This window comes from Streptomyces sp. NPDC029139 (genome assembly GCF_055564335.1).
The window spans coordinates 593,141-609,812 of sequence record NZ_JBVHWN010000001.1 but is presented as its reverse complement, the minus strand read 5'-3'; the positions used below and the strand labels follow the sequence as shown (position 1 = coordinate 609,812).

Annotated in this window: 12 protein-coding genes and 1 pseudogene; 6 read left to right on the top strand and 7 right to left on the bottom strand. The window is 72.2% G+C overall.

What is annotated here, in order from left to right; translation table 11 throughout:
- Positions 1 to 32: 32 nt before the first annotated feature.
- From ACZ4VW_RS02715 to ACZ4VW_RS02705, 3 genes are all read right to left on the bottom strand, one after another.
- Positions 33 to 2,402 carry a protein kinase domain-containing protein gene (locus tag ACZ4VW_RS02715; protein WP_467957658.1) on the bottom strand — a complete coding sequence of 790 codons (2,370 nt, stop codon included), beginning with the start codon at positions 2,400 to 2,402 and terminating at the stop codon, positions 33 to 35.
- A 99-nt stretch (positions 2,403 to 2,501) separates the two neighbouring features.
- On the bottom strand, positions 2,502 to 2,999 hold the full coding sequence (gene greA / locus ACZ4VW_RS02710; protein WP_467957656.1) for a transcription elongation factor GreA: 498 nt from the start codon (positions 2,997 to 2,999) through the stop codon (positions 2,502 to 2,504).
- 200 nt (positions 3,000 to 3,199) lie between these two features.
- A complete protein-coding gene (locus ACZ4VW_RS02705) occupies positions 3,200 to 3,601 on the bottom strand; it encodes a DUF4307 domain-containing protein (protein WP_467957654.1) in 402 nt (133 codons plus the stop codon).
- Between the two features lie 98 nt (positions 3,602 to 3,699).
- Here ACZ4VW_RS02705 and mca point away from each other — a divergent pair, with 98 nt between their 5' ends.
- Together mca and ACZ4VW_RS02695 are read left to right on the top strand one after the other, a co-directional pair.
- Positions 3,700 to 4,581, top strand: a complete 882-nt coding sequence (gene mca, locus ACZ4VW_RS02700) for a mycothiol conjugate amidase Mca (protein WP_467957652.1) — start codon at positions 3,700 to 3,702, stop codon at positions 4,579 to 4,581.
- On the top strand, positions 4,574 to 4,807 hold the full coding sequence (locus ACZ4VW_RS02695; protein ID WP_467957650.1) for a hypothetical protein: 234 nt from the start codon (positions 4,574 to 4,576) through the stop codon (positions 4,805 to 4,807). The genes mca and ACZ4VW_RS02695 overlap by 8 nt, the downstream gene beginning before the upstream one ends.
- 131 nt (positions 4,808 to 4,938) lie before the next feature.
- Here the strand turns inward: ACZ4VW_RS02695 and ACZ4VW_RS02690 are convergent, their stop codons facing one another.
- On the bottom strand, positions 4,939 to 8,154 hold the full coding sequence (locus tag ACZ4VW_RS02690; RefSeq protein ID WP_467957648.1) for a tetratricopeptide repeat protein: 3,216 nt from the start codon (positions 8,152 to 8,154) through the stop codon (positions 4,939 to 4,941).
- Between the two features lie 277 nt (positions 8,155 to 8,431).
- On the opposite strand from ACZ4VW_RS02690, the gene ACZ4VW_RS02685 reads away from it, so the two are divergent.
- Positions 8,432 to 8,821 (top strand): rodlin, encoded by a 390-nt coding sequence (locus tag ACZ4VW_RS02685; RefSeq protein WP_467957646.1) that lies wholly within the window; start codon positions 8,432 to 8,434, stop codon positions 8,819 to 8,821.
- A gap of 142 nt (positions 8,822 to 8,963) precedes the next feature.
- Entirely contained in the window at positions 8,964 to 11,033 is a 2,070-nt protein-coding gene (locus ACZ4VW_RS02680; protein ID WP_467957644.1) for a thioredoxin domain-containing protein, read from the top strand.
- Between the two features lie 19 nt (positions 11,034 to 11,052).
- Here the strand turns inward: ACZ4VW_RS02680 and ACZ4VW_RS02675 are convergent, their stop codons facing one another.
- Positions 11,053 to 12,084, bottom strand: a complete 1,032-nt coding sequence (locus ACZ4VW_RS02675; RefSeq protein ID WP_467957642.1) for an LCP family protein — start codon at positions 12,082 to 12,084, stop codon at positions 11,053 to 11,055.
- Positions 12,085 to 12,623: 539 nt separating this feature from the next.
- Between ACZ4VW_RS02675 and ACZ4VW_RS02670 the strand changes: the two genes are divergently transcribed.
- Together ACZ4VW_RS02670 and ACZ4VW_RS02665 are read left to right on the top strand one after the other, a co-directional pair.
- Complete coding sequence (locus ACZ4VW_RS02670) at positions 12,624 to 12,857, top strand: chaplin (protein ID WP_467957640.1); 234 nt, start codon at positions 12,624 to 12,626, stop codon at positions 12,855 to 12,857.
- A gap of 262 nt (positions 12,858 to 13,119) precedes the next feature.
- Positions 13,120 to 14,220: pseudogene (locus ACZ4VW_RS02665) on the top strand (glycoside hydrolase family 26 protein); the annotation flags it as partial.
- A gap of 621 nt (positions 14,221 to 14,841) precedes the next feature.
- Here ACZ4VW_RS02665 and ACZ4VW_RS02660 read toward each other — a convergent pair.
- The gene (locus ACZ4VW_RS02660; protein ID WP_467957638.1) at positions 14,842 to 15,978 is read right to left on the bottom strand and encodes a GNAT family N-acetyltransferase; all 1,137 of its coding nucleotides are present in this window, start codon (positions 15,976 to 15,978) and stop codon (positions 14,842 to 14,844) included.
- Entirely contained in the window at positions 15,975 to 16,670 is a 696-nt protein-coding gene (locus tag ACZ4VW_RS02655; protein ID WP_467957636.1) for a YveK family protein, read from the bottom strand. The genes ACZ4VW_RS02660 and ACZ4VW_RS02655 overlap by 4 nt, the downstream gene beginning before the upstream one ends.
- Between the last annotated feature and the right edge of the window lie 2 nt (positions 16,671 to 16,672).

The window sequence follows — 16,672 nt, the reverse complement described above, 5'->3', positions numbered from 1 at the left end:
CGTCCTTTCGCTGGCTGGGAGGGAAGCTCTCGCTACCGGGGAAGCTCCATGGAGGCGATGACGCCCTGGTCGTAGACGATGTGGGCGATCCCGCCGAGGGGCAGTACCTCAGGCGCCCTGATCATGTCCGCGAACGTCGTCCCGTTCATCGGGTCGGCCTCCTTCTCCGCCCGGGGCCCCGGCGCACCCGGCACCGGCGTCGTCCTCAGCCCGGCGGGCCTGCCGTCCGCACCGAGCCGCACGGTGTGGAGCGCGGACTGGTCGGCGTACACCACCCGGTCGCCCGCCAGCAGCGGCGCCGACCACGCCTGCGCGAGACCGGCGGGCGCGGCCTTCGCCGTGTACGAGCCGAGCCGCCGGCCGTCCTTCGGGTCGTGGACCCGCAGCCCGCCGTCGAAGCCGATGACCGCGTTCGCGCTGATCACATCGGGTCGCAGCGTCCTGACGGGGGAGGGCAGGCTGCCCCTCGGCGCGAGCGTGACGGCGTCGAGGAGGTGCAGCCCCTGCCGCGCGTCGGCGACATGCGGGGTGCTGACGCAGTACGCCGCCGGGCCGAGGACCTTCAGCAGTTCACACGCCTGCGCTTCGCGCTCGACCTGCCCGCGGACGGCGCCCGTCTTCCCGTCGTACGCGATGAGGCCCGCGTCGGTCAGGGCGTACACGACGCCCTTCGCGTACGCCACGGGCTCGAAGTCCTTGATCTCCGAGCGCGGGATGTCGTTGTTGGTCAGCGCCTTCGACCACAGCGCCCTGCCGTCCGCGAGGGAGAACGCCGTCATGCCCACATGCTCCAGATCGGTCTCCGGGGCCGTGTTCGTGGCGGCGAAGACCACGCCGTCGGCGACGATCGGCCGGCTGGACACCCCCTGAGCGCCCATCGCCTCCTTCTCCCAGCGCACCGCGCCGGTGCGCGCGTCCCGTACCTGGATCCGGCCGCCGGAGGCGATGACGACCGCCGTGTCGTGGACGGCGGGGCGCGCCGTCGCACCGGCGATGAAGACACCGCCCGTGGGCCCCACATAGCTGAGGGAGTCCCGCTCGTCCGCCACCAGGTCCGCGCTCCACAGCCGCGCGCCCGTCGCCGTGTCCAGCGCCTCGTACCGTCCGTCGACCGTCCGGCACACCAGCACCGACTCCCCGGCCGAACAGCCGAGCGCGGGCGCGGTCAGCTTCGCCCGCCACGGCTTCCATCCCGCGGGACGCTGGGCGGCGTTCTGCGGTACGACCCCGGACCCGTCCGGCAGCCCCCGGTCGTCCACGCCCGGGACGCGGGGTCCGGCGGCGGCCGACGGCGTCTTCGCGTCCGCCGGCGGCGTCCCCTCCGGCCACAGCAGGTAGGTCCCCAGACCGCCGCCCACCAGCGCGAGGGCCACCACGCCCGCGAGCAGCCCCCGGTGGCGCTTCCGCGGCGCCACCGCCCGCGCCGGTGCGACAGGCGGCAGCGTGGGGAGCTGGTCCACCCCCGGCGGAGCGACCGCCGCCGCGGGGACGGCGACCAGCGGGCCCCCGGCGGCGACCAGCTGCGCGAGCTCCCTGCCGTACTCCCCGAGGTGCTCGCGCACGCTCTCGGGCCATACCGGCCTTCGCTCCCCGCCCAGCAGCTCCACCAGCCGTTCCGGCGCGGGCCGGGCCGCCGGGTCGGCGCTCAGGCACGCGCCGATCACCTCCCGCAGCTCCTCCGGCACCCGGCTCAGGTCGGCCTCGGCCTGCGAGACGCGGTAGAGGACGGCCGCCACGGGCCCGTCACCGAAGGGGTCCTCGCCGGTCGCCGCGTAACAGAGCAGCGAGCCCAGGCAGAACACGTCCGACGCGCCCGTCACGGTCCGCGCGCCCGCGACGTGCTCGGGCGACATGAAGGACGGGGTGCCGACCATCACCCCGGTCGCGGTCATGGTCGTGGCGCCCGTGCTGCGGGCGATGCCGAAGTCGATCAGGCGCGGCCCGTCCACGGACAGCATGACGTTGCCGGGCTTGAGGTCACGGTGCAGGACGCCCGCGGCATGCAGGTCGGCCAGCGCGCGGGCGATCCCCGCGCCCAGCTGCCGTACGGTCGCCACCGGCAGCGGACCGCCCCGCCGCACCGCCTGGGACAGGCTCGGCCCCGGCACGTACGCCGTCGCCAGCCAGGGCACCTCGGCATCGGCGTCGCCGCCCACCGGGGCCGTGGCCCAGTCGCTCCGCACCAGCCGGGCGACCTTGATCTCGCGCCGGAAGCGGTCACGGAAGGCGGGATCGTTCGCGACGTCCCGCCGCACGGTCTTCAGGGCCACGAAGGAGCCCTCGCCGGGCAGCCGGCCCAGGAACACCTCGCCCATGCCGCCCGCGCCGAGCCGCGCGAGCACCTCGTACGGTCCGATCTGCCGTGGCGCACCCTCGCGCAGCGGTCCCAGCACGCTTGTCATCCCCCTTGTGACGTGACGTCAGGCGCATCATCACATGGGCGCGCACAGCGGAAGGGCCGGGCCCCCGAGGGGACCCGGCCCTTCCAGGGCGAATCGGGCTCAGCCGCTGTACGGCGTCGCGCTGAGGATCTTCACCGTGGCCTTCCTGCCGTTCGGCAGCTCGTACTCGGCGTCCTCGCCGGCCTTCTTGCCGTTGACGCCCGTGCCGAGCGGCGACTGCGGGGAGTACGTCTCGATGTCGCTGCTCGCGTACTCGCGCGAGGCGAGCAGGAAGGTCATCGTGTCGTCCTCGTCACCGTCGAAGGCGATCGTCACGACCATGCCGGGCGCGACGACGCCCTCGTCCGCCGGAGCCTCGCCGACCTTGGCGTGCTCGAGCAGCTGGGTCAGCTGGCGGACCCGGAGCTCCTGCTTGCCCTGCTCCTCCTTGGCCGCGTGGTACCCGCCGTTCTCGCGCAGGTCGCCCTCCTCGCGCGCCGCGGCGATCTTGGCGGCGATCTCGGTTCGCGCGGGACCAGACAGGTACTCCAGCTCGGCCTTCAGCTGGTTGTACGCCTCCTGGGTGAGCCAGGTGACGTTGTCGCTGGTCTGGGTCACAGGTGCTCCTCGTAGGTACTGGGAATACAAAGCATCGCCCTACCCAGAAGGATTGTCCTTCTCGGGCGGGCGAAACCACGAGCCTAACAATGAGTGGCGAAAAGGGGGAGGACATACACCATGAAGATGGCGTCGCTCCTGGTCAGCGTGGCAATCGCGCTCGACACGCCGGAGACCCGCCACCGGGTCCCTACCCGCCGCTATCGGGCGGTACACCCCACGAGCTCGGCGCTGGTGGCCCGCGCGGTGGTCCGGATCGTCCAGACCCGGTCGATCCGGCCGGTGGCCTCGTCGACCCGCACGTCCTTGCGGCCGACCTCGGCCCCGTCCTCGGACCGCGAGCGCAGCGTGCAGACGCCGGTGACATCGACGTCCTTGCGTACCTCCAGGTGCACCTGCACCTCGGTGTCGCTCACCACGTCGAACTTGATCATCTCGGCGCTGATGGCGCTGTTCGCGACGTAGTGCCAGCCGAACCAGCCGATCATGCCGAGGAACAGCACACCGAGCACGGCGCCGGCGACCTTGAGCTTGCGGTCGGCGCGCTCGTCCGCGGAGCGGCCGTAGCGCCCCTCGGGCAGCTGCTCTCGCACCGCGCTCATGATCGTTCCTCTCGCCGCCGGGGAGCCCGGAATTTTCCGCCCCCCGGTTCCGTCACTATAGAGACCTGCCTCCGCGTCGAATCACTGAGGATCGAGTCTTGACTGAGCAGCTGCGACTGATGGCCGTTCACGCCCACCCCGACGACGAGTCGAGCAAGGGCGCGGCGACGATGGCCAAGTATGTGTCCGAGGGGGTGGACGTGCTCGTGGTCACGTGCACGGGCGGCGAGCGCGGCTCCATCCTCAACCCGAAGCTCCAGGGCGACGCCTACATCGAGGCGAACATCCACGAGGTGCGCCGCAAAGAGATGGACGAGGCCCGCGAGATCCTCGGTGTGCAGCAGGAGTGGCTGGGCTTCGTCGACTCCGGCCTGCCGGAGGGCGACCCGCTGCCGCCGCTGCCCGAGGGCTGCTTCGCGCTGGAGGACGTCGACACGGCGGCGGGCGCGCTGGTCCGCAAGATCCGCTCCTTCCGTCCGCAGGTCATCACGACCTACGACGAGAACGGCGGCTATCCCCACCCCGACCACATCATGACCCACAAGATCACGATGGTGGCCTTCGACGGGGCGGCGGACACGGAGAAGTACCCGGAGGCGGAGTTCGGCCCGGCCTTCCAGCCGCAGAAGCTGTACTACAACCAGGGCTTCAACCGCCCCCGCACCGAAGCCCTGCACCAGGCGCTCCTCGACCGGGGCATGGAGTCCCCGTACGGCGAGTGGCTGGAGCGCTGGAAGGACTTCCAGCGCAAGGAGCGCGAGCTGACGACGTTCGTCCCGTGCGCCGAGTTCTTCGAGACCCGCGACAAGGCCCTGATCGCCCACCGCACCCAGATCGACCCGGACGGCGGCTGGTTCCGGGTGCCGATGGAGATCCAGCAGGAGGTCTGGCCGACGGAGGAGTACGAGCTCAGCAAGTCGCTGGTGCCCACCTCCCTCCCCGAGGACGACCTCTTCGCGGGCATCCGCGACAATGCCTGACATGAGCGCACACCTGGCACTGACCCAGCTTGTCCCCTTCGCCGCCGAAGAGCTGGACAAGAACAAGGTGACCCCCGGCGTCCTCGGTTTCGTCGTCTTCGCCGTGATGGCGGTGGCCGTCTGGATGCTGATGAAGTCGATGAACCGCCACATGGGCAAGGTCTCCTTCGAGGAGGCCCCGGACCCGAAGGCCGTGAAGGCCGGGGAGCCGGCCCGGCAGGAGTAGGCGGCCGGCCGCCGGCGCGGGGCTCTCCCCTCGGGGCGACCCCCCGCCGCGGCGACCCCGGGGGCCGGCCGACCGCCTTCGATCCGCGTCGGCCGCCCCCTGTCCCCCGGACACTCAGGGGCCTGACCGGGTCACGTCATCTCCACCGGCACGCCCATCACCTCGCGGGCGTGGCGGGTCGGGACCATGCCCAGGTCCCATGCCTGCCAGCCGGTGTCGAGCTGGACGCCCCGCTCCAGGACCAGGGTGTACGCCTCCGCGCAGTCCTCCAGCTTCCCGTCCCGGGTCGGGTGGCGGTCCGCGATCAGCCGAGCCAGCTCCTCCTGGGCGACGGCCGTGCCCACCTCGACGCCGCCCGGCGAGGCGTACGGAAGCAGGGTGCAACGCAGGAAACGGGCCCAGTCGGCGCCCCGCCGGTCCCCGTACGACAGGAAGAGGCCGACCGCCTCCCCGCACAGCTCCACGGCCTGCGCGACCTTGCCGTTCCCGGCGTCGACGATCGCCAGCTCCAGACACGTCCAGGCCTCGCCGTGTGCCACACCGATGCGGTGGAAGTCCGCCCGGGCGTCCGTCAGGAGCTGACGAGCGAAGCCCGAATTTCGGAGATTGCCCGTCTGGGCGGCGCGCTGGTCACGGGTGACCCGGCCCGAGTGGTGCCGGGCGCAGGCGAGCCCGTACACGTCCCGCATCCGGGAGAACATCGTGCGCGCCCGCTCCAGCTCCCGTACCGCCTGATCCAGATCGCCGCGCTCCTCCAGCGCGTGCCCCAGGTAGTACAGCGTCCACGCCTCGCCCCGGGCGTCCTCCTGGTCGCGATGGCGGGCCAGGGCCTGGCGCAGGCCGTCCACGGCGGGCGCGATGTCCCCCTCGACGAGCCGGGCACGGGCCAGCTGCGTCAGCGCCCACGCCTCGCCGCGCCCGTCCCGCGTGCGTCCGTACCGGTCGAGGGCCGCGCGCAGCTCCGCGTCGGCCCGCACCGCGTCACCCATGCGCAGGCAGACCTGGCCCAGCTGGAAGTGAGCCCAGGCCTCGCCGTGCAGGGACTCGTTCTCCCGGTGCAGCTCCAGGGCGGTACGGAGCAGGGCCAGCGCCTCGGCCAGGTTCCCCCGGTCCCGCTCGACCGCCGCGAGCGCGTGGAGGGTCCAGCCCCGGTCGGCGGCCAGCGACTCCGGCTCCTGGAGCACCAGCGCCTCGCGGAGCTTCGCCGACGCCTCCGTCAGATTCCCCTGGTGGTGCAGGGTGATCCCGAGCGAGCAGAGCGCCAGGGCGGCCCCCGCGTCCTGGTGCGCCTCCTGATAGAGGGAGACCACCGAGGTCAGCGTGGTGCGCGCCTTGTCGAGCTCGCCGAGCTGCCGGGCCGCGATACCGGTCCGCCACTGCACCGAGCGGGACAACAGCCCCTGACCGACCGCGTCGGTCAGCTCGTTGATCTCACCGAGGCGGTACAGGTCACCCCGCAGCAGGCAGTAGTCGCAGAGCGCGCCGAGCAGGTCCAGCACGGTCTGCTGGTCGACGCCCTCGGCGTGCCGCAGCGCCGCCGTGATGAAGCTCGACTCGTCGTCCAGCCAGCGCAGGGCCGCGTCCAGGGACCCGAAACCGTGCCCGCCGAACCGGTCCGCCCGCGTCGACATCTTGCCGTCGACCATCCGGATCACCGCGTCCGCCAGCTCCGCGTAGTTCTGGATCAGCCGCTCCTGCGCGGCCGCGGTCTCCGCCGCGTCCTCCTCGTCCTGGAGCCTGGCCGCCGCGAAGCCGCGCACGGCGTCGTGCAGCCGGTAGCGCTCCCCCCGTACGTGATCGAGCAGCCCGGCCCCGGCCAGCTCCCGCAACAGCCGGGCCCCGTCCTGACCGCTCCCGCCCAGCAGCGCCCCGGCCGCCGCGGCGCCCAGCGAGGCCCGCCCGGCGAGCGCGAGCCGGCGCAGCAGCCGCTTGCCGTCCTCGTCGAGATCCGTGAAGTACCGCACGCACAGTGCCCGCTCGACGGCGGAGGGCCCCCACCCCGGGCGCTCCAGGAGACGTGCCAGATCGCTCATCGAGCGGCTGCCCAGCGAGGAACCGGCCACCCGCAGCGCCAGCGGCAGGCCCCCGCACAGCTCCCGGATCCGGTCGAAGGCCTCGGAGTCGTACGGACCGGAGTCCGGCCCCTCGGCCGCCTCCCGCAGCAGCTCCTCCGCCCCGGCGGCGTCCAGCGCCGCCACCGGCAGCCGGTGCACCGCCGCCGGAACGTCGTCCCCCAGCTCCAGCGGCTCCCGGCAGGTGACCAGGACCAGGCTGTCCGAGCGCTCCGGCAGCAGGGTACGGACCTGCTCCGCCGCCACCGCGTCGTCCAGGACGACCGTCACCGGCAGCCCGGTCAGATGCTGGTGGTACAACTCCGCCAGCCTGCGCACCTGTTGCTCCGCCGAGGACCGCTCACGGAACAGCAACTGCTCACGCGGCGCGCCCAGCCGGTTCAGCAGGTGCAGCAGCGCCTCCCGCGTCGACAGCGGCTTCTCGCCGCGCGTACCGCCGCCGCGCAGGTCCACCACGCACGCCCCGCGGAACTGGTCCCGCAGCGCGTGCGCCGCCCGTACGGCCAAGGCGGTGCGCCCCGAGCCCTGCTCCCCGTACAGCATCACCACCGTCGGCCGGGTCCGCGTCGACGCCCGGCCCGCCTGCACCCACTGGGTGATCTGCGCCAGTTCGGCGCGCCGGCCCACGAAGGGCCCTCCCGGGTCCGGCAGATGACCGAACGACTGCTCGAGAACGGTCCGCCGGCGCGCCGCCGCGCTGCGGTCCGCGCCCCGCAGCTGCGCCACCACCTTCTGCGGCGGCTTCTGCGTGCTCGCCATGAGCACCCGCTGCTGATCGAGGAACGGCCGCACCCCCCGCACCTCCAGCGCCGTCAGCCACTGCAACCGCAGCTGCTCGGAGCCGCCGGGCTGACCGAGGGCGCCCGCCCTGCGGTGCGCCGCGGGCCAGTGCCCGGCGGTCGCCTTCAGGACGGTCGCCGCCGCACCCGCCACCGCCACCACGGCGCCGGCGCCCAGCGCGGTCCCGGCCGCCGTGCCCAGCGCCAGGTCCGCCCCGAACGCGGCGGCCGCCGCAACGGCCGTGACCAGCGCCGGGGTCGCGACGGCCTGCCTGTCGAGCCGGTCACCCAGCGACTGCCGCCCCGCCTCCGTCTCCTCCAGCACCCGCAGATAGGCCGCGTACTCCTCGCCCGCACTCGCCGCCATGGTGTCCAGCGCGGCCCGGCCGCGCGCCAGCAGCGCCGTGGAGTCGAAGCGGCCCCCGGTGCGCCGCACCTCCTCCTCCACGGCGCGTGCCAACAGCCGTTCGGCTTCGGCGCGGTGGCTTTCCCGCATCTGCGTCCCCCTCCGAGAGCTTCCGCTTGCGTGAACAAGTGTCCTGCGTGACGCGCGTCGGCGCGAGGGAGCGGAGCGGTCGACCGGTGTCCCGCCCGGCCTCGGGGGGGGATCGCGCCGTGTCGAACGTGTGCCCTTCGAGACCGCGTCCGATGGCGTTCATGTGCCGAATAGCGCATCCGGGTGATCAGCCGGAACCAATCCATTTTCCGGCAGTTGATCAGCGTGCTTCGGTAACGGAGCATTCCAGGGCCCTCCAGCTCAAGAAGGAAATCTCGTGATCAAGAAGGTTCTTGCCACGGCGGCAGTTGCGGCCTCCGTCGTCGGTATGTCTGCTGCCACGGCGTCCGCGGCGGGTGACGACGGTGCCAACAGCGCCAACATCATCGGCAACCAGTCGAAGCAGTCGATCGGCAGCAACTCCACCGGTGGCTACATGAGCCCCAACTTCGGCCTCGTCAACGGTGGCGTCCTGCACTGCTTCGACGTCCAGGACATCACGGCTCAGGTCCCGGTCATCAACCTCGTTCCCATCAACGTGGACGACGTTCTGAGCCCGAAGCAGAACATGACGTGCACCCAGAACTCGGTGCAGGAGCAGCAGAACAACCCGCTGTCGGACCTCATCGACGTCCTGTCGGACAACGCGAACACCGACGTCAGCTGACGTCCGCTTCGCCGCTGAGCGGCCCCGCCCCTCGTAGATCCGCTGCGAGGGGCGGGGCCGCTCGCCGTTCCGGGGCCCCTTCCACACGCCACCGACGGTGGCGTACGGGCGGGGCGCGCGCGGGTGCGCGAGGATGGGGGGTATGCCGAACAGACTGGCCCATGAGACGTCCCCGTACCTCCTCCAGCACGCCGACAACCCGGTCGACTGGTGGCCGTGGTCGGCCGAGGCATTCGAGGAGGCGCGCCGCCGCGACGTGCCTGTGCTGCTCAGCGTCGGCTACAGCAGCTGTCACTGGTGCCATGTGATGGCGCACGAGTCCTTCGAGGACGACACCACCGCCGCCCAGGTCAACGAGCACTTCGTCGCCGTCAAGGTCGACCGCGAGGAGCGCCCCGACGTCGACGCCGTCTACATGGAGGCCGTCCAGGCGGCCACCGGCCAGGGCGGCTGGCCGATGACGGTCTTCCTCACCCCGGACGCCGAGCCGTTCTACTTCGGCACGTACTTCCCGCCCGAGTCCCGACACGGGATGCCCTCCTTCCGTGACGTCCTCGACGGCGTCTCCCGCGCCTGGACCGAGCGGCGCGAGGAGGTGGGCGAGGTCGCCGGGAAGATCGTCAAGGATCTCTCCGCGCGCTCCCTCGCCTTCGGCGGCGACGGCGTCCCCGGCGAGGAGGAGCTCGCCCAGGCCCTGCTCGGACTGACCAGGGAGTACGACGCGACGCGCGGCGGCTTCGGCGGCGCGCCCAAGTTCCCGCCGTCGATGGTGCTGGAGTTCCTGCTGCGCCACTACGCCCGTACGGGATCCGAGGGCGCTCTGCAGATGGCCGCCGACACCTGCGAGGCGATGGCCCGCGGCGGGATCTACGACCAGCTCGGCGGCGGCTTCGCCCGCTACTCCGTGGACCGCGACTGGATCGTCCCGCACTTCGAGAAGATGCTGTACGACAACGCCCTGCTGTGCCGGGTGTACGCGCACCTGTGGCGGGCCACCGGCAGCGACCTGGCCCGCCGGGTCGCCCTGGAGACCGCCGACTTCATGGTCCGCGAACTGCGCACGGCCGAGGGCGGCTTCGCGTCCGCCCTGGACGCGGACAGTGCCGTCGGAGACGGATGGGGGCACCCCCAGGACGAAGGCTCTGGGGGAGGCAGGGGACGGCACGTCGAGGGGGCGTACTACGTCTGGACCCCGGAGCAGCTCACCGAGGCGCTCGGCGCGGACGACGCCGCGTTCGCGGCCGCGCACTTCGGCGTCACCCACGAGGGCACCTTCGAGGAGGGCGCCTCCGTCCTCCAGCTGCCGCGGGACGCCGAAGCGTCGGACGCCGACCGGATCTCGTCCATCAAGGAGCGCCTGCTCGCCGCCCGCGGCCGGCGCGAGCGCCCGGGCCGCGACGACAAGATCGTCGCCGCCTGGAACGGGCTCACCATCGCCGCGCTCGCCGAGACCGGCGCCTTCTTCGACCGGCCCGACCTGGTCGAGCGCGCCACGGAGGCCGCCGATCTGCTCGTACGGCTGCACATGGGCGCGGACGCCCGGCTGGCCCGTACCTCCAAGGACGGGGAGGCGGGCGCCCACGCCGGGGTCCTCGAGGACTACGCCGACGTCGCCGAGGGCTTCCTCGCCCTCGCCGGGGTCACGGGCGAGGGCGTCTGGCTGGAGTTCGCGGGATTCCTGCTCGACATCGTCCTGGACCAGTTCGTCGCCGAGGGCGGGGCGCTGTACGACACGGCCCACGACGCCGAGGCGCTGATCCGCCGTCCCCAGGACCCGACGGACAATGCCGCGCCGTCCGGCTGGACGGCCGCCGCCGGGGCGCTGCTCTCCTACGCCGCCCACACCGGTTCCCAGGCACACCGCTCGGCCGCGGAGGGCGCGCTCGGTGTGGTCAAGGCGCTGGGCCCGCGCGCTCCGCGCTTCATCGGCTGGGGCCTGGCCACCGCCGAGGCGCTGCTCGACGGGCCGCGCGAGATCGCGGTGGTCGGCGCAGCCGACGACGACACCGCCCAGGCTCTGCGCCGCACCGCCCTGCTGGCCCCGGCGCCCGGCGCGGTCGTCGCCTTCGGCGCCCCGGACGGCGAGGAGTTCCCGCTGCTCAAGGACCGCCCGCTGGTGGGCGGGGGAGCGGCCGCCTACGTCTGCCGCCACTTCACCTGCGACGCGCCGACGACGGACCCGGCCGAGCTGGCCCGCACGCTCTCGCGCTGAGCGGGGGCGAAAAAGGCCCCTAGGGGCAGACGAGCGAGGCGCCGCCGGCCGGCCGGTAGTCGCCGAGGCCCTGCGGGATCTCGCTCGTCTGCGTCGGCCGGGCCGCCGGCAGCGGCCGGTCGGCGCGCAGCGCCGCGAAGATCTCAGCCGCCTGGCGCTCGTCCCAGACGACGCTGGACCCCACCCCCGCGACGGTGCTGAAACGGAGGGTGGGCACGGTCGCGAACTCGGTGCGGTCCGGGGTGACGTTCCGCAGCAGGACGGCGAGGGCCAGCATCTCGGTCGTGGACAGCGCCCGTTCGGTGTGGGCCCCGCCCCGCAGCGTCGCGGCCAGCAGCCGCAGCCGGACGGGGTCGTCGAGCAGGCCGGCCCGGACCGTCTGCCACATGTTGACCACGAACTTCTGCTGCTTCCGCATCCGGCCGAAGTCCATCTTCCCGTCGCGCCGCGACCGCACGTACTGCAGCGCCTCGCCGCCCCCGACGTTCTTCGTCCCGGGCGCCAGGTCGATCGCGGTGACCAGGTCCTTGAGCGGCTCGGCCGTGCAGATGGGCACCCCGCCGTCGACCTGGTCCACCGCGTCGACGAAGCGCCGGAAGTCGATCTCCAGGTACCGGTGGACACGGGTGTCCGTCACGCGCTCGACGGCCTCGATCGTGAACGCGGGACCGCCCTCCGTGTGAGCGGCGTTGATCTTCGCCGGGTGCGGGGCGTGCACCGCGCCGGTGCGCTGGTCGACGTGGCCGGTGGGGAACTCGGTGAGCGAGTCGCGAGGCAGACTCACCACGCTGACCCGGTCGTTGCGGGCGGAGATGTGGACCAGCATCATCGCGTCGGTGCAGTCGCAGCCCTTACCGCCCGCGCGGTAGCGCTCCAGCTCGTCGGCCGTCAGGCCCGCCCGGCTGTCCACGCCGACCACCAGGATGTTCAGCCCGCCGGCCCGCGAGGGCAGGGCGGTCGGGACCGCGGCGACCGCCCCGGAGGCGAGGGCGGTGAGCACGGCCGTGGCGAGCACGAGCCGGCGCGGGCGGAGAAATTTCCTGAGGAACACGGGCGTACTCCACCGGCTCGGAAATGTGAACGCCCGCACGGTAAGCCGTTTCCCGTCGTACACAGGTTCGCGACGCGACGTGGGCCGGTTGAATCACTCTCCTGCGGGGTCTGTGGAATGATGCGAGAACCGCAGCCGATGGGAGGGGAAAATGGCGCCCGATCCCGGGAAATGGGAGCGGATGGCCTTCATTCCGAAGAGCCGTTACGTGGCGGACCCCCCGCCGCCCGCCGACCGGGGACCCTTCCCCGTGTATTCCTCGCTGGTCCAGCAATGGGCTTCGGCGGGGCGCACCGTGCCGGGGATGCCCGACCGTGAGTGGGAGCGTCTGATGACGACGCCCGTCTGGCCGCGCTGACTGCGCCGACTGCTCCGGGCGGCGAAGGCAATGGGGTGAATACCATTCGGTCGATGATAAGCCGGTTTCCTTTTCAGGGCACGGTCGTTGTGATGTGTGCGGCGGAGGTCGGTTGCTGTAATGCGCCGGCACTTCACGAGATACGTGATATTCCGTCCGCCGCGGAAAGGACTCTGACGAAATGAAGTGCAAGAAGGCTGCGGCCGTCGTCGCCGGTCTGTTCCTGGCCCTGGGTGCTGCCTCCCCCGCGATGGCGGACGCCGGTGCGCACGGTCTGGCCGCCGGTTCGCCGGGCCTGCTGTCGGGGAACGTGGTCCAGGTTCCGATTCACATTCCGGTCAACGTCTGCGGCAACTCCGTGAACATCGTCGGTCTGGTGAACCCGGCGTTCGGCAACACCTGCATCAACGCCTGACGTATTGCTCGGGCCGGTTTCCCGGGACGTCTCGTACGTTCCGCGGAACCGGCCCTTCGTCATGCCCGGGCAGCCGCCGTCCGCTCGTCCCCGTACGCGAACGGCCCTCGGTACCGGCCCTCCGGTGCCCCAACTGGGCGATGAAATACACCAATGGACTACGCATCAGATCGAGACGGCGTTCACCGTCGGCTCATTAGGAATACTTTCGGAGAATCAGACTGGCGGTCCATCAAGTGGTGCGCAAAGTGAAGGAGTGGCCATGGCCTACCGGAAGCGAAGAATTTCGAGTGTGTGGCTGGGGGTGTTCACCGCAGGTCTCCTCGCCTCGGGTTCGGTGGTGCTGTCGTCTCCGGCCTACGCCGCCGAGTCCGAGACGACCAGGGACCCCCGGCCGACTCTGTCCTCCGCCATGGGGGCGTTCCTCGAATCCGGGCCCGTCGGCGTCGGGCGGATCGGCCAGCTGGAGCGGTGGCTCGGCGGGCGGGAACTCCGCGTCGGCCACACCTACCTCCCCGGCGACCTCTGGTCGAACATCGAAGGCCCCCCGGGCTTCCTGAACGCCTGGGCGGACTGGCGCAACGAGCGGGACGACCGGCTGTTCGTGCTGAACGTGCCGATGCTGGAGCGGAACGAGGCCGGCGTCTCCGACTACGAGGTCCGCCGCCAGCTCCAGCTCGGGGCGTCGGGGTACTTCGACCACCACTTCCGGACGCTGGCGCAGCGCCTGGTCGATCTGGACGCGACCGACACCGTCATCGTCCTCGGCTGGGAGATGAACGGCACCACGTACACCCACCGGTGCGCACCGGATCCCGAGGCGTGGAAGAAGTACTGGAACCGGATCGTCACCACCATGCGGTCCGTTCCCGGCCAGAAGTTCCGCTTCGACTTCAACCCGAGCCGGGGGCGGGACGCCATTCCGTGGACGGAATGCTATCCGGGTGACGACGTGGTCGACATCATCGGGATGGATTCGTACGACCAGCCGCCGGGCTCCAGTTTCGACCAGCACGTCAACGAGCCGTTCGGTCTGCGGAAGCAGGTGGAATTCGCGGCCGAGCACGGCAAGCAGATCTCCTATCCGGAATGGGGACTCTTCCGGAACGGGGACAACCCCGAGTACATGCGGCGCATGCTCGAATGGATGAACGAGCACAAGCCGCTGTATCACACGATCACCGACTACTGCCCGCACGGTGTCTGGCAGTGCGACGACAATCCGAAGTCGTCGCAGGTGTTCCGGAAGATGCTGTACGGCATGGAGCCGGACGCACCTGAGGTCCCGACCGAGCCCGAGGTCCCGGAGATCCCGGAGGCGCCTGAGGTTCCGGAGGCTCCCGAGGTCCCGGAGATCCCGGAGGCGCCTGAGGCTCCGGAGATCCCGGAGCAGCCCGAGGCACCGGAGATTCCTGAGGTTCCCGAGGCACCTGAGGTGCCCGACGTTCCGGCGCAGCCGGGGACCCCGACGGTTCCTGAGCCGAAACCCGAGCCGAAGCCGGCACCCAAGCCGGAACCCAAGCCGGAACCGAAGCCGGAACCCAAGCCGGAGCCCAAGCCCGAGCCGAAGCCGGAGCCCAAGCCGGAACCGAAGCCGGAGCCCAAGCCGGAACCGAAGCCTGAGCCCAAGCCCGAGGCGAAGCCCGAGCCCAAGCCTGAGCCCAAGCCCGAGCCGAAGCCCGAGCCGAAGCCCGAGCCGAAGCCGGAACCGAAGCCCGAGCCCAAGCCGGCACCGAAGCCTGAGCCCAAGCCCGAGCCGAAGCCCGACTGCTGGGACGTCAACCTCGGTTCCTGGCTGGAGAACCTGGTCGGTGGACCGGTCTGCGTTCCCAAGGCCGAGTGGAAGGACGACTTCTTCGACGACGACACCGAGGTCAACGAGCCCTGGGAAACCATCATGGACAGCGACGACTGGCCCTTCTGACCTGATCGCCTGATCACCTGATCGGCGAAAACGTCACGGCCCCCACGGCGGCGGAGGAGATCATCCTCCGCCGCCGCGCGTCCTCCTCATCCGTTCGAGCGCCCGCCCCACCCAGGCCCGCTCCCGCGCCTGCCGGGCCGCCCAGCGACGGCCGCCCGCCGCGCCCGCCCGCAGCCACAGCAGGGGAGCCGCCCCCCGGCCCGCCAGCATCAGCCGCTGGTTGCGGACGGTCTCCGGCCGCCAGTGGTGCTTGTACGGTTCGTTGCCCCGCAACAGGCTCAGCGTCCCCCGCCCGCTCGCGCTCGTCTCCCGCGCCCCGTACCGCAACAGCATCGTCGACACATCGACCTTCCGGTCTCGCAGTACCGGATGCGCGCCGTACAGATACCCGCCCGCGAGCCGCGGCGACATCAGCGTCAGATCGGCCGCGACGACGTCACCCGCCAGCCGGAACTCGGTCACCCGCGCGTCCCCGCGCTCGACCATCGGCCGCACCGCCCGTACGAGATGCTGCGCGAACCGGTCGCTGGTGTGCTCGGCGGTGACACGCCGCCCCTGCCACTGGAGCTGGTGGAGCTCCAGCAGCCGTTCGAGGGCGGCCGGCACCTCCTCGCCCGGCACGACGCGCTCGTCGATGCCGAGGGCGTCCAGCTTGCGCAGCTTGGCCCGCACGCGCTGGGCCCTGCTCGACGGCATGCGTGCGATCAGGGCGTCCATCGACACCGCGGGCAGCTCCAGACAGAGCGAGTCGGCCAGTCGGCGGCGCGGACCCCGCCAGTGGGCGAGGACCTGCTCGGCCGACGCCCCCGGCCGCACCTCGCGCAGGTCGACCACCGTGCCGCGCGCCGCCCGTGCCAGCGCCGCGGCCAGCGCGGGCGCCGCCTCCGGACACCCGTCGTCGAGCAGGACGTCCGTGAAGTCCGTGATCGCGCCACCGAGCTGGGTGAGGACCGGGAGCGGCCCCGGGGCGCGCATCAGCGGCGCCGCCGCGACCAGCTCGCCGTCCTCCCGCCGTACGAGCACCACGCGCAGCGCGCCCGGCCTGCCGTACGACACCCACCAGGAGTGCAGCCAGGAGTGGGACTGGAACGGGGTGGCCGTGGAGCAGCGGGCGTACAGCGACGCCCACCGTTCGCCGAGCCGGCCGAACTCCTCGCCGTCCCGGCAGATCTGCGTACTCAGCTGGCTCGGGGTCACACCGCCTCCGGTTCCGGCTGGTGCTGGGCGGCCGTCGGGCCGGGAACGGCGGCGGACGGACTCTGCCGGGAGTGCCGCGCCTCGGCCCGCACCGCGCGCCCCGGCCGCACCAGGAGCGCCAGTCCGCCCAGCAGCCCGCCCGCGCAGCCGCCGACCAGCGCGGAGAGCGGCGCGGACGGCGAGACCGGTTCCACCGGGCGGGTCGCCCGGGAGAACTGGACGACCTTCACCCCCGTGCTCTTGGCGACATGCGAGCCGTTGACGATCAGGGCGCGGGCCACGCCGTCCGCCATCGACACGGCCCGTCCCGGCTTCGCCGCCCGCGCGGTGATCGAGATCATCGGCGCGTCCGGGGAGGTCGCCGCCTGCACGCTCGAGCGCAGGGTCTCGGTGGAGACCCCGGCCCACACCTGCGCGTCACCGGTCACCGCGATGTCGGTGGCGACCCGCCCGTACGCCTGGGCGAAGCCGAGCGCGGCGGCCGGGTCGGACTTCTCGCCGGGGACCACGATGACGTAACTCGTCGCCGCGTACTCGGGTGCCTTCAGCGCCCCGTACCCGCCGCCGAGCGTGGCGCCCACCAGCACGGAGGCGGGCAGCACCCACCAGCGGCGGGGCCTGCGCAGAGCCGTCATGAGAGGCGAGCGCTGTGGGGGCAGCGGGCTGGGGCGCGAGGAGCTGGTGGAACTCATGG